The 13,381-nt window shown below is 68.8% G+C and carries 12 protein-coding genes; 10 read left to right on the forward strand and 2 right to left on the reverse strand.

Annotated elements, in window-relative coordinates; translation table 11 throughout:
* Positions 1-159: 159 nt before the first annotated feature.
* The gene (thiE, locus tag AC5WS7_RS37025) at positions 160-864 is read right to left on the reverse strand and encodes a thiamine phosphate synthase (RefSeq protein ID WP_495959304.1); all 705 of its coding nucleotides are present in this window, start codon (positions 862-864) and stop codon (positions 160-162) included.
* Between the two features lie 145 nt (positions 865-1,009).
* On the opposite strand from thiE, the gene thiO reads away from it, so the two are divergent.
* From thiO to AC5WS7_RS37055, 6 genes are all read left to right on the forward strand, one after another.
* Positions 1,010-2,122 carry a glycine oxidase ThiO gene (gene thiO / locus AC5WS7_RS37030; RefSeq protein ID WP_495959305.1) on the forward strand — a complete coding sequence of 371 codons (1,113 nt, stop codon included), beginning with the start codon at positions 1,010-1,012 and terminating at the stop codon, positions 2,120-2,122.
* Positions 2,123-2,125: 3 nt separating this feature from the next.
* Positions 2,126-2,338, forward strand: coding sequence for a sulfur carrier protein ThiS (gene thiS / locus AC5WS7_RS37035; protein WP_495959306.1), 213 nt, complete (start codon positions 2,126-2,128; stop codon positions 2,336-2,338).
* Positions 2,331-3,116 (forward strand): thiazole synthase, encoded by a 786-nt coding sequence (locus tag AC5WS7_RS37040; RefSeq protein WP_495959307.1) that lies wholly within the window; start codon positions 2,331-2,333, stop codon positions 3,114-3,116. The genes thiS and AC5WS7_RS37040 overlap by 8 nt, the downstream gene beginning before the upstream one ends.
* A gap of 77 nt (positions 3,117-3,193) precedes the next feature.
* Entirely contained in the window at positions 3,194-4,165 is a 972-nt protein-coding gene (locus AC5WS7_RS37045) for an ABC transporter ATP-binding protein (protein ID WP_495959308.1), read from the forward strand.
* Positions 4,165-4,983, forward strand: a complete 819-nt coding sequence (locus tag AC5WS7_RS37050) for a DUF2705 family protein (RefSeq protein ID WP_495959309.1) — start codon at positions 4,165-4,167, stop codon at positions 4,981-4,983. Before AC5WS7_RS37045 ends, AC5WS7_RS37050 begins: the two co-directional genes overlap by 1 nt.
* 509 nt (positions 4,984-5,492) lie before the next feature.
* Positions 5,493-6,341, forward strand: coding sequence for an adenylate/guanylate cyclase domain-containing protein (locus AC5WS7_RS37055; protein ID WP_495959363.1), 849 nt, complete (start codon positions 5,493-5,495; stop codon positions 6,339-6,341).
* A 6-nt stretch (positions 6,342-6,347) separates the two neighbouring features.
* Here the strand turns inward: AC5WS7_RS37055 and AC5WS7_RS37060 are convergent, their stop codons facing one another.
* Entirely contained in the window at positions 6,348-6,506 is a 159-nt protein-coding gene (locus tag AC5WS7_RS37060) for a hypothetical protein (protein ID WP_495959310.1), read from the reverse strand.
* Between the two features lie 204 nt (positions 6,507-6,710).
* Here AC5WS7_RS37060 and AC5WS7_RS37065 point away from each other — a divergent pair, with 204 nt between their 5' ends.
* The 4 genes from AC5WS7_RS37065 (at position 6,711) to AC5WS7_RS37080 (ending at position 13,378) form a co-directional block, all read left to right on the forward strand.
* Complete coding sequence (locus AC5WS7_RS37065) at positions 6,711-8,426, forward strand: acyclic terpene utilization AtuA family protein (RefSeq protein WP_495959311.1); 1,716 nt, start codon at positions 6,711-6,713, stop codon at positions 8,424-8,426.
* 160 nt (positions 8,427-8,586) lie between these two features.
* Positions 8,587-9,735 (forward strand): acyl-CoA dehydrogenase family protein, encoded by a 1,149-nt coding sequence (locus tag AC5WS7_RS37070; RefSeq protein ID WP_495959364.1) that lies wholly within the window; start codon positions 8,587-8,589, stop codon positions 9,733-9,735.
* 20 nt (positions 9,736-9,755) lie between these two features.
* Positions 9,756-11,381: an acyl-CoA carboxylase subunit beta gene (locus AC5WS7_RS37075; RefSeq protein ID WP_495959312.1), complete on the forward strand. Its 1,626-nt coding sequence runs from the start codon at positions 9,756-9,758 to the stop codon at positions 11,379-11,381.
* A gap of 8 nt (positions 11,382-11,389) precedes the next feature.
* Complete coding sequence (locus AC5WS7_RS37080) at positions 11,390-13,378, forward strand: acetyl/propionyl/methylcrotonyl-CoA carboxylase subunit alpha (protein WP_495959313.1); 1,989 nt, start codon at positions 11,390-11,392, stop codon at positions 13,376-13,378.
* Positions 13,379-13,381 lie beyond the last annotated feature (3 nt).

A 13,381-nucleotide genomic window follows, 5' to 3' on the forward strand; every position in this document is an offset into this window, starting at 1 on the left:
GGGCATCCCGCGCCTTGGTGTCCGGCCGATTTCGGTGGCGTGGCCCGCGGCATCACCTCCGGTCGCACGAACGCGAGCCGGCCGCGCATCCGGTGGACCGATGTCGAGGTTGTGCGGATCTCGTTCCGTCGCACGGCAGTTCGTCGCCCCGGATGGGGATCAGGCGGAGATGTTCTGCTCGAGACGGGATTTGAGGGATCGGGCCGCGGCTTCGGGGTCGTCGGCCTCGGTGATGGCGCGAACGACGACGATGCGGGTGGCGCCCGCGTCGAGCACCTCGGGCAGACGGGCTTCGTCGATGCCGCCGATGGCGAACCACGGCCGGACCGGTTCGGCCTCGGCGGCCCTGCGAACCAGGTCGAGTCCGGCGGCGCTGCGGCCGGGTTTGGTCGGCGTGGTCCAGACCGGCCCGGTGCAGAAGTAGTCGATGTGCTCCTCGGTGGTGGCCTTGCTCGCCTGCGCCGGATCGTGGGTGGAGCGGCCGATCACGACGTCGGGGCCCAGAATGCGGCGGGCGTACCAGGGCGGCAGGTCGTCCTGGCCCAGGTGCAGCACGTCCGCACCCGCGGCGAAGGCGACATCGGCGCGATCGTTCACCGCGACCAGGGCGCCGTGCCGCCGGGCGGCGGCCTTGAGCGCGGCCAGCGCGCCGAGTTCCGCGCGCGCTTCCAGGGGCCCGAACTGTCTTTCGCCCGCGGAACCCTTGTCGCGTAGCTGGATGATGTCCACTCCGCCTGCCAGCGCTGCTTCGGCGAATGCGGCCAGATCGCCCTTTTCGCGGCGGGCGTCTGTGCACAGGTACAGCCGAGCGGAGGCGAGACGTTCGCGAGGGGCTACGGGCCGGAACTGGTGGGACGGTTGCACGCCCTCGACCGTAGCCGCGCTACCGTGGGAGACGAAATACGTCCGGCATCTCCGCCGCGAAGGCGGCCGCGCGGTGATGCCGATCCGATGCGGGTGTTCCCGCAGCGTACGGATTCCGCGAGGCGGAATCCAGCGAGGTGAAGGTATGCGAACGTTGGCCGTCGTGGGTGGGGGTGTGATCGGTTCGGCAGTGGCCTGGCGCGCCGCCGAGGCCGGGTGGGAGGTCACCGTCTTCGATCCGGCGCCCGGATCCGGTGCGTCCTGGGTAGCCGGGGGCATGCTGGCTCCGTTGTCCGAGGGCTGGCCCGGGGAGGAGGCGCCGCTGGAATTCGGTGCGGCCTCCCTGGCGCGCTGGCCCGAATTCGGTGCGCGGCTCGCGGCGGTGACGGGCGTTCCGGTCTTTGTCGCCGACGAGACCGTGACCGTCGCGTTGGATGCCGCCGACGCCGCCGACCTGCGCACCATCGCGGATTTCGTCGGCGGCTACGGCCATCGGGTCGAACTGTTGGACCGCGCCGGACTCCGGGCGGCCGAGCCTGGCCTGGCCCGCACCGCCCGCGCGGGACTGCTCGCGCCCACCGAGCCGGCTGTGGACAACCGGATCGTGGTCGAAGCCCTGCGGCAGGCGTGTGAACAGTCTGGTGTCCACATAAGAGTGGCGGCTGTGGACAACTTGGCCGACCTGGAATTCGACCGGATCGTCCTCGCGGCGGGTGCGGCTGCCGCCCGGTTGTGGCCCGGCCTCCCGGTCCGCCCGCTCAAGGGTGAAATCCTGCGGCTACGGCATCGTCCGGGCGCGCCGCCGCCGCCGCGGCGGGTCATCCGCGCCCGCGTGCACGGCCGCCCGATCTATCTGGTCCCGCGAGCGGACGGCATCGTCGTCGGCGCGACCCAGTACGAGGCCGGTTTCGACACCGCGGTGACCGTGGCCGGTGTGCGCGACCTGATCGCCGACGCCGAGGCCGTACTGCCCGCGCTCGGCGAATACGAGCTGGCCGAGGCGAGCGCCGGATCGCGGCCCGCGACCCCGGACAACCTGCCGCTGATCGGCCGGTTGAGTGAGCGCGTCGTGGTGGCCACCGGACATGGCCGCAACGGCATCCTGGGCGTGCCGCTCACCGTCGACGCGGTGCTGGCCCTGCTCGCCGACGATGTACTCCCCGAGGCGAAAGCGGCCGACCCGCAACGCTTTCCGTCACAGACGTCCCCCACTCACCCCGGCGCCGACGAGCTCACCGGCGCCCTCGGCAGGAGGTAATCGATGACCACGATCCCGATCGGTGTGACCGTCAACGGCGAGGACCACGAATTCGCCGACGAACTCACCGTGCGCGAACTGCTGGCCCGGCTGGACCTGCCCTGCCAGGGCATCGCGATCGCGGTCGACGGCGCGGTGTTCCCGAAATCGGCGTGGGACACCCCGGTCGGCCGCGGCTGGACCATCGAGGTGCTGACGGCGGTGCAGGGTGGCTGAGACGATTTCCGCCACGCATCCGGCCACCGAACCACTGCAGATCGCCGATCGGAAGTTCGGCTCGCGCCTGATCATGGGCACCGGCGGGGCCGAGAATCTGGCCGTGCTGTCCGAGGCGCTGGTGGCCTCGGGCACGGAGCTGACGACCGTGGCGATGCGACGCGTGGACGCCGCGGGCGGAACCGGAGTCCTGGACCTGCTGCGCAGCCTCGACATCGCCCCGCTGCCCAATACCGCCGGATGCCGCACCGCCGCCGAGGCGGTGCTGACCGCGCGTCTGGCCCGCGAGGCGCTCGGCACCGACTGGGTGAAACTCGAAGTCGTCGCCGACGAACGCACCCTGCTACCCGACGCCATCGAATTGGTCAGTGCCGCAGAGCAATTGGTCGACGACGGATTCACCGTCCTGCCCTACACCACCGATGATCCGATCCTGGCCCGCCGGCTCGAGGAGGCCGGTTGCGCGGCGGTCATGCCGCTGGGCGCACCCATCGGTACCGGCCTGGGGATCGGCAACCCGCACAATATCGAGATGATCGTCGCCGACGCGGGCGTCCCGGTCATCCTCGACGCCGGCATCGGCACCGCCAGCGACGCGGCCCTGGCCATGGAACTGGGCTGCTCGGCCGTCCTGCTGGCCACCGCGGTCACCCGGGCCCGCCGCCCCGCGCTCATGGCCGCGGCCATGGCCGACGCCGTCAGAGCGGGGTATCTCGCCCGGGAGGCGGGCCGTATCCCCAAGCGATTCTGGGCACAGGCGTCCTCGCCCGCGGTCTGACAAATCATCCGCAGGGATGACCGACTCGCGACCTCGGAGCGATGGTTGAGCCGGGGATCGTCGGCGAGACTGGTCGCATGATCGAAGTCAAGGGCTTGACCAAGCGGTTCGGTGCGACCGTCGCGGTCGACGACCTGTCCTTCAAGGTCGAGCCCGGCCAGGTGACCGGATTCCTCGGTCCGAACGGTGCGGGTAAGTCGACCACGATGCGGATGATCCTGGGGTTGGACCGGCCGACGGCCGGTGTCGCGCTGGTCGACGGGAAGCCGTATCAGCAGCTGGATCATCCGCTGCACATCGTGGGCGCGCTGCTGGACGCGAAATGGGTGCATCCGAACCGGTCGGCGCGGGCTCATCTGCGCTGGCTCGCCGCCTCCAACGATCTGCCCTTCACCCGGGTGGAAGAGGTGCTGCGACTGGTCGGTCTCGCCGAGGCGGCGGACAAGAAGGCCGGCGGGTTCTCGCTCGGCATGTCCCAGCGGCTGGGGCTGGCCGCGGCGCTGCTGGGTGATCCGCAGATCCTGCTGTTCGACGAGCCGGTGAACGGCCTGGACCCGGAGGGCATCCTGTGGATCCGCCGGTTCATGCAGCGGCTGGCCTCCGAGGGCCGCACCGTGCTGGTGTCGAGTCATCTGCTCTCGGAGATGGCGCAGACCGCCGATCATCTGATCGTGATCGGCCGCGGCAAGCTCATCGCCGACACCAGTACCGCCGATTTCATCGAACGCGCCTCGGAATCGACTGTGCGCGTGCGTAGTCCGCAGTTGGATCAGCTGCGCAGCCTGCTCACCTCCAAGGGAATGACGGTGCGCGAGGACGGGAACGAGCGGGTCAGCCCCGACGGCCGGCCCGTGGATCCGGTCCCGGCCCTCACGGTCATCGGCGAAACCAGCGATGCCGTAGGCGAATTGGCCGGTGCGAACGGCATCGTCCTGTACGAGCTCGCGCCGCAGCGTGCCTCGCTCGAGGAAGCGTTCATGCGGCTGACCGGTGGTGCGGTGCAGTACCACGGCGAAGGCCTCGATCAGGTGATGGGAGGTGCGCTCTGATGGGCGTATTGACAGCGGAACGGATCAAACTCACCTCGACCCGGTCGCCGATGTGGTGCACGGCGCTGACCGTCGTGTTCGCGCTCGGTATGGCGGCGCTGTTCAGCCTGTTGGTCAACGTCAGCGTCAACGAGTACCACCGGCAGATCGCCAGCGGGCATCCGATGATCGCCGAAGATCCCTCCCCGGGCAATTCCATTGCGGGACTGGGGATCACCGGAGCCTCGCAGGGCATGCCGGGATTCGGCTACATCATGATCATGATCCTGGCCGCGCTGGCGATCACCAGTGAGTACCGCTTCGGGACGATCCGCGCGACGTTCCTGGCCGCGCCGAACCGCACCGGCGTCCTGCTGGCCAAAGCCGGGCTGATCGCGGTGGCCGCCGCGGTGCTCTCGGTGGTCCTGACCTTCCTGAGCTTCCTGATCTTCAAGCTGATGCTCTCCCAGGACGCGAGCCGGAACATGAGCCTGGCGCACGGCGACGCGCATGTTTTCTACGCGGTGCCGATCTTCGTGGCGCTGGTGGTCTTCCTCGCGGTCGGCGTGGGCGCGTTGATCCGGCAGTCGGCCGGCGCGCTGTCGCTGCTGATCGTGTGGCCGGTGTTGATCGAGCCGATCGTCGGCGCGTTCGGCAAGGTCGGGCGCGATATCGAGGTCTTCCTGCCGTTCCAGAACGCCGGACGATTCCTGGGCACCGCGGGCGGCGGCGATCTGCCCTGGCACTGGGGTCCGTGGGGCGGGCTGGCGTATTTCGCGGTGATCGTGGCGATCATCTTCGGCGCGGCTCTGTTCGTGGTGAACAAACGCGACGCCTGAGCCCGCACGACTCCCCGGGAGCTCCCTCGCTGCCCGGGACGGGAAGCGGCCGCGTCGGGCGGCCGCCGCACCCGGTCACGGCGGACACTGCCCGTTCGGCGTGACAACCACCGGCCCGTTGCGTTCCGGCGCATCGGGCCGGTGGCATATGGAAATCCTCGGTTAACTGTTGACGCCTGCTCTTCCACCCTGAAATACCGGTGCGTAGCATCGGGACAGCAACCACACGCTATCCATCGGCGGACCCAGTGCCGTGTTCGCTCCGTCCGATAGAGAGGTGCACGGTGGCGATAATCGACGATCTATCTGCCGGGGGGCGTCTGAGATACCCTCGGAGCGTGAGTGAATCTCCCTCCGCCGACGGCGAAAACGCGCGTCGTGCCGGCGATGCCGGTAATTCCTCCGGCCGTCGCGAGCGAGGGCGGTCGCAGCGGGGCGGCGAGAGTGACGAAGTCGTGGACGGCGAATCGACGTCCCGGGACGGGCGTGCGGAAACCGGTCCGGAGGTGGTGATTCCGCTCACGCCGGTCGATGCCGAGCCGAGCGGTCGCCGATCGAGCGCCCGGCTGCGAGCCGGACAACTGTCCGCGCTGATGGCCGCGGCGAATCAGCGGACCGATCTGATCGGCGTGATCCGCAAGGCGCGCGAAAACCTGCCCGGTGACCCGGCTTTCGGCGATCCGCTGTCGGTCTCGGGGCCCGGCGGGCCGCAGGTGGTGGCACGCGCGGCGGATAAATTGGTGGGCGATACGCCCAGCGCGGCCAAGGAGATCGGTCTCGGCGCGCTGCAGGTCTGGCAGGCGATGTTGGAGCGGGTCGGCCGCGGAAAAGGTAGCGAGCCGGTAACTGTGATGTTCACCGATCTGGTGTCGTTCTCCCGCTGGTCGCTGACCGCCGGCGACGAGGCGACGCTGGAATTCCTGCGCCGGGTCGCGACGGCGGTCGAACCGCCGATCGTGGACCGCGGCGGCCGGGTGATCAAGCGCATGGGTGACGGCGTGATGGCGGTCTTCCTGAGTCCCGATGCCGCCGTGCGCGCCGCGCTGGCCGCGAAACGCCAGCTGACCGCGCTGGACGTGCCGGGTTACCGGCCGCAGATGCGGATCGGCCTGCACACCGGGTCCCCGCGCGAGTTCGGCGGCGACTGGCTGGGCGTCGACGTGACCATCGCGGCCCGCGTGATGGAGGCCGGTGGCAACGGCAACACGATGATTTCGCAGACCACGCTGGACGCGCTGCGTCCGGACACCCTCGCCGACCTCGGCTACACCGCGCGGCCGTATCGCCGCGGCCTGTTCGCCGCACCACTCAGCGGCGTCCCGGAGGACCTGCGGATCTTCCGCCTGGACGGGAACTGACCGCGGCTACCGCCACCACAGCACCGCACCGGCCACCGCCAGCACGGCGCAGACGGCCAGCAGGCCGGATAGCAGTCTGCTGCCGTTCTTCCAGGTGGTGAAGGCCCCGCCGATCAGGAAACCGGCGAGGGCCAAGAGGACGACCACGATCACGGAGTGCGACACGGGCGCTATTTTGCCTCCGCTTCGCCGGCGCGGGTCCGCAGCCCCACGAAGACGGGCATGCTCAACCCGGCAGCGAAGCGGAGGCCGAAGGCGCGTCCAATTAACAAGCACGCAGGCTTGATTTTTTCTGGGCCCGATGTGACCCTGTAACCGGTGCGGCGAGGATGCCGTATCGCGCGGCTCAGGTTGGGAGGCGGCACGCGGATGAGCGGTGTGGCGAGTGATGCGGAGATGATCCGGATCGGGAACTGTTCCGGGTTCTACGGCGACCGGGCCGGTGCGATGCGAGAGATGCTCGACGGCGGCCGGCTCGACGTGCTGACCGGCGATTATCTCGCAGAACTGACCATGTTGATCCTGGGACGGGATCGGCTGAAGGACCCTTCGCTCGGATATGCCAAGACCTTTCTGCGGCAGTTGGAGGACTGCCTGGGCGCAGCGCTGGAACGCGGCGTGCGGATCGTCGCCAACGCGGGCGGGCTGAATCCGGCCGGATTGGCGCTGCGGGTCGGTGAGCTGGCCGAAAAGCTCGGGCTCGCACCGAGAATCGCCTACGTGGCAGGTGACGATCTGCTGTCGCGGGCGAGCGAACTCGGGCTCGGGTCGCCGCTGACCGCGAATGCCTATCTGGGGGCGTGGGGTATCGCCGAGGCGTTGCGCGCGGACGCGGACATCGTGGTCACCGGCCGGGTGACCGACGCGTCGCTGGTCGTCGGTCCGGCTGCGGCCCATTTCGATTGGGGGCGTACCGATTACGACGCGCTGGCCGGTGCGGTTGCGGCCGGCCACGTGATCGAATGCGGAACACAGGCCACCGGCGGCAATTTCGCGTTCTTCACCGAACTCGGCGATCTGGGCCGTCCGGGATTCCCGATCGCCGAGGTGCGGCGCGACGGCAGCAGCGTCATCACCAAGCATGCCGGGACGGACGGCGCGGTCACCGTGGATACCGTTGCCGCACAACTTATGTACGAGATCCAGAGCGCGCGATACGCCGGGCCGGACGTGACCACCCGGCTGGACAGCATTCGGCTCGCCCAGGAAGGGCCGGACCGGGTGCTGCTCGACGGTGTGACCGGTGAGGCGCCGCCGTCGCGAACCAAGGTCTCGCTCAACACCATCGGCGGATTCCGCAACGAGATGACCTTCATCCTCACCGGTCTGGACATCGAGGAGAAGGCCGCGCTCACGCGCCGGCAGCTGGAATCCTGGCTGACCGTGCGTCCGGCCGAACTCGACTGGACACTCAGCCGCCTGGACCGGCCCGACGCGGACACCGAGGAACAGGCCAGCGCACTGCTGCGCTGTGTGGTCCGCGACCCCGACCCGAACAAGGTCGGCCGCGCATTCTCCAGTGTGGCAGTGGAATTGGCGCTGGCGAGCTATCCCGGCTTCTCCCTTACCGCGCCACCGGGTAACGGCAGCCCCTACGGGGTGTTCACGGCCGGATATGTGGACGCCGCGCAGGTGCCGCACATCGCGGTGCTGCCGGACGGTACCGAGGTCGCCATCGCGCCCGCCGCCGAGACGACCGAACTCGCCGATGTCCCCGAACCCGCCGTGCCGCGGTTCGTCACCTCGGGCGAAACCGAGCGCCGACCACTGGGCACGATCGCCATGGCCCGGTCCGGCGACAAGGGCGGCAATGCCAACATCGGCGTCTGGGTCCGCACCGAGGAGCAATTCGCCTGGCTGGCACAGACTTTGACCGTCGACACCGTGCGCGAGCTGCTGCCGGAGACGGCGAAGCTGCCCGTCACCCGGCACGTCCTGCCGAATCTGCGGGCGGTGAACTTCATCGTCGAGGGCCTGCTCGGTGCGGGCGTGGCCTATCAGGCCCGATTCGATCCGCAGGCCAAGGGGCTCGGGGAATGGCTCCGGGCCCGGCACATCGATATCCCCGTGGAGCTGCTGGCATGAGAAGTCGGTGGCCGAAGGCGGCAGCGGAGTGTGACCACGCAGGCCTGCGCTCATCCGCCCGAGAGAACACAGCCGTGAACAGCCGGCGCTCGCGGGAAGCGGCGGGATGTCACCGAGGAGGGCGCTCGATCATGCCCGGGAGGACGCAACCATGACCTATGTGAACCCTTGGGAGACACCCGAGCGACGTGAATTGCGCGCCACTGTGCGCGGTTTCGCCGAACGTGAGGTGCTGCCCAATCTGGACGAGTGGGAACGCGACGGTGCGATCCCGCGCGAGCTGCACAAGAAGGCCGGCGCGCTGGGCCTGCTCGGCATCCAGTTCCCCGAAGCCGCGGGCGGTTCCGGCGGCGACGGCATCGATGCCGCGATCGTCTGCGAGGAGATGCATTACGCGGGATGTTCGGGCGGCCTGTTCGCCTCGCTGTTCACCTGCGGTATCGCCGTGCCGCACATCATCGCCTCGGGCAACCGCGAACAGATCGAACGCTGGGTGAAACCGACGCTGGCGGGGGAGAAGATCGGCTCGCTGGCCATCACCGAACCCGGCGGCGGCTCGGACGTCGGGCATCTGCGCACCAGCGCGGTGCGCGAGGGCGACGAATACGTGGTGAACGGTTCGAAGACGTTCATCACCTCGGGCGTGCGCGCGGACTACGTGGTGACGGCCGTGCGCACGGGCGGCCCGGGGGCGTCCGGTGTGTCGCTGCTGGTGGTGGAGAAGGGAACTCCCGGATTCACCGTCAGCCGGAAACTGGAGAAGATGGGCTGGCTGGCCTCGGACACCGCCGAGTTGTCGTATGTCGATGTGCGCGTTCCGGTTTCGAATCTGGTCGGCGTGGAGAACAGCGGGTTCGCCCAGATCGCACAGGCATTCGTGAGCGAGCGGGCGGGACTGGCCGCACAGGCGTACGGGCACGCGCAGCGCTGCCTGGATCTGACGCTGCGGTGGTGCCGGGACCGGGAGACGTTCGGCCGCCCGCTGATCAGCCGTCAGGCGGTGCAGAACACGTTGTCGGAGATGGCGCGCCGGATCGATGTGGCGCGGGTGTACACCCGGCACGTGGTCGAGCGGGCGGCGGCGGGTGACACCGATCTGATCGCCGAGGTCTGCTTCGCCAAGAACACCGCCGTGGAAACCGCGGAATGGGTTGCGCACCAGGCGGTTCAACTGTTCGGCGGGCTGGGTTACATGCGCGAGTCCGAGGTCGAGCGGCATTACCGCGATGTGCGCATCCTCGGTATCGGCGGCGGCACGAACGAGATCCTGACCAGCCTCGCGGCCAAGCGATTGGGGTTCCAGAAATGACAGCATCGTGGAGCGATTCGATGAGGGGTGGTGGTCGGGCGACGGGCGGGCGTATCCTGCGTAGTTCCCTGGACGCGGCGTCGGCGGATTACGCCACCGCCGCTGAGGCCATGACGGCGAAACTGGCCGAGGTGCAGGCCGAGTACGCCAAGAATATCGCCGGCGGCGGCCCGGACAAGCTGGCGCGACATCGCAAGCGCGGCAAGCTGACCGCGCGCGAGCGCATCGAACTGCTCATCGACGAGGATTCGCCGTTCCTGGAGCTGGCCCCGCTCGCGGCCTGGGGCAGCGAATTCCACGTGGGCGCGAGCGTGATCGCGGGTATCGGAATCGTGGAGGGCGTCGAATGCATGATCGTGGCCCCGGATCCCACCGTGCGCGGCGGCACCTCGAATCCGTGGACGTTGCGTAAGAACCTGCGGATGAACGATATCGCGCTGGAGAACCGGCTCCCGGTCATCGGACTGGTCGAATCCGGCGGCGCGGACCTGCCGACGCAGAAGGAGGTCTTCGTCCCCGGCGGCCGGATGTTCCGGGATCTGACCCGATTGTCCGCGGCCGGAATACCCACGATCGCACTGGTTTTCGGTAACTCCACCGCAGGCGGCGCGTACATCCCGGGCATGTCCGATTACACGGTGATGATCAAGGAGCGCTCCAAGGTCTTCCTGGGCGGTCCGCCACTGGTGAAGATGGCCACCGGCGAGGAGTCCGACGACGAATCCCTCGGTGGCGCGGAAATGCACGCGCGCGTCTCGGGCCTGGCCGATTACCTGGCCGCGGACGAACAGGATGCGATCCGGCTGGGCCGCTCGATCGTCAAGCGCCTCAACTGGACCAAGCGCGGTCCCGCGCCCCGGGCCGAGGTGATCGAACCGCTGTACGACCAGGAAGAGCTGCTCGGCATCGTGCCGACGGATCTGAAGATTCCGTTCGATCCGCGCGAGGTGATCGCCCGGGTGGTGGACGGTTCTGATTTCGACGAGTTCAAACCGCTCTACGGATCCAGCCTGGTGACGGGATGGGCCGAGCTGCACGGCTATCCGGTCGGCATCCTCGCCAACGCCCGCGGCGTGCTGTTCTCCGAGGAGGCGCAGAAGGCGACGCAGTTCATCCAGCTGGCGAATCAGTCCGATACGCCACTGTTGTTCCTGCACAACACGACCGGGTACATGGTCGGCCGGGAGTACGAACAGAAGGGCATCATCAAGCACGGCGCGATGATGATCAACGCGGTCTCCAATTCGAAGGTGCCGCACATCTCGGTGCTGATGGGCGCGTCCTACGGCGCGGGCCACTACGGCATGTGCGGGCGGGCCTACGATCCGCGCTTCGTCTTCGCCTGGCCCAGTGCGAAATCCGCGGTGATGGGCGGTGCGCAGCTGGCGGGTGTCATCTCGATCGTCGGCCGCGCGGCCGCCGAGGCCAAGGGGATGCCCTTCGACGAGGAGGCCGACAAGGGGATGCGCGCGATGATCGAGGCGCAGATCGAGGCCGAATCACTGCCCATGTTCATGTCGGGCCGCCTGTACGACGACGGCGTCATCGACCCCCGCGACACCCGCACGGTACTGGGAATGGCGTTGTCCGCCATCCACAATGCCCCGATCGAGGGCGCCGCGGGCTTCGGCGTCTTCCGGATGTGAGGCGAGGCATGGAAATCACGAACGTTCTGGTCGCCAATCGCGGGGAGATCGCCCGGCGCGTCTTCGCGACCTGCCGCCGCATGGGAATCGCCACGACCGCCGTCTATTCGGACGCCGACGCGAACTCACCCCATGTGGCGGAGGCGGATTCGGCCGTGCGGCTGCCCGGCAACGCCCCGGGCGAGACCTATCTGCGCGGTGAACTGATCATCGAGGCGGCACGGGCCGCGGGCGCCGACGCGATCCATCCGGGCTACGGATTCCTCTCGGAGAACGCCGGATTCGCGAAGGCCGTGCAGGATGCCGGGCTGACCTGGATCGGCCCGCCGGTCGCGGCGATCGAGCAGATGGGCTCGAAGGTCGAGTCGAAGAAGATGATGGACGCGGCCGGCGTCCCGGTGCTGAAACAGCTCGATCCGGCCGAGGTCACCCAGGACATGCTCCCGGTGCTGATCAAGGCTTCCGCCGGTGGCGGCGGCCGCGGCATGCGGGTGGTGCGCGAGGTCGGCGAGCTGGCTTGGCAACTCGAGGCCGCGCAGCGCGAGGCCGAATCGGCATTCGGCGATCCGACCGTGTTCTGCGAGCGGTATCTCGAGACCGGTCGACACATCGAAGTGCAGGTCATGGCCGATACGCACGGCACGGTGTGGCCGGTGGGCGAGCGTGAGTGCTCCATTCAGCGGCGGCATCAGAAGGTCGTTGAGGAGGCGCCCTCGCCGCTCGTGGAGAAGATCGCCGGCATGCGCGAGCGCCTGTTCACCGCGGCCGTGCTGGCCGCGCAGGCCATCGGCTACGAGGGTGCGGGCACCGTCGAATTCCTGGCCGACGAGAAGGGTGATTTCTTCTTCCTGGAGATGAATACCCGTCTGCAGGTGGAACATCCGGTCACCGAGCAGGTCACCGGCCTGGATCTGGTCCGGTTGCAGTTGCAGGTGGCCGCCGGACGGCCGCTGCCCGCACGGCAGCCGGGCCTGCGGGGACATTCCATCGAGGTGCGTCTCTACGCGGAGGATCCGGCACAGGATTGGCAACCGCAGAGCGGTCCGGTATACCGGCTCGACATTCCCAGCGCCACAGGGCAATTCACCGTACTCGCCGAACCCGGCGTGCGGCTGGACAGCGGTGTGGTGGACGGCTCGGTGGTCGGGGTGCACTACGACCCGATGCTCGCCAAGGTGATCTCCTACGCCGAAACCCGCGACGAGGCCGCGCATCTGCTGGCCGCGGCGCTCCAGCGGGCGAAGATCCACGGCCTGGTGACCAACCGCGATCTGCTGGTGCGGGTGCTGCGGCATCCGGCCTTCCTCGCGGGCGACACCGATACCGCGTTCTTCGCCACGCATGGACTCGAAAACCTGTCCGCCCCAGTGGTTTCCGAGGACGAGGAGAAGCTTTCCATCCTGGCCGCCGCGCTGTCCGACGCCGCGGCCAACCGTGCCGCGGCCCGCACCGGCGCCGGCCTGCCGAGCGGGTGGCGGAACCTGCCCTCGCAACCGCAAACCAAATCCTACGAATCCCGGGTCAGCGGTCGTCACGACGTCCGGTACCGCCTCACCCGCACGGGCCTGGTGGCGGACGGATTCGACGGCCTCGAACTGGTCGAGGCCACACCCGATTCGGTGATCCTCACGGTGCCCGGAGAACGGGGCCGGGTCCGCCGTCGCTTCGAGATCGCGCGCTACGGCGATCTGGTGGCGATCGACTCGCCGCTGGGCCCGGTCGCGGTCCGACGGCTGCCGCGTTTCTCCGATCCCGCCGATCACGTGGCCGAGGGCTCGCTGCTCGCGCCGATGCCCGGCGCGGTCATCCGGCTCGGCGCGCAGGCGGGCGACCTGGTCGCCAAGGGGCAGCCGATCCTGTGGCTGGAGGCGATGAAGATGGAGCACACCATCTCCGCCCCGGCCGCGGGCGTGCTGGCCGAATTGAATGTCACCGCGGGGCAGCAGGTCGAGGTCGGCACCGTGCTCGCCGTGGTCCACAGCGAAGAGCAGGAGTAACCA

Source organism: Nocardia sp. PLKS1-43, assembly GCF_059510335.1.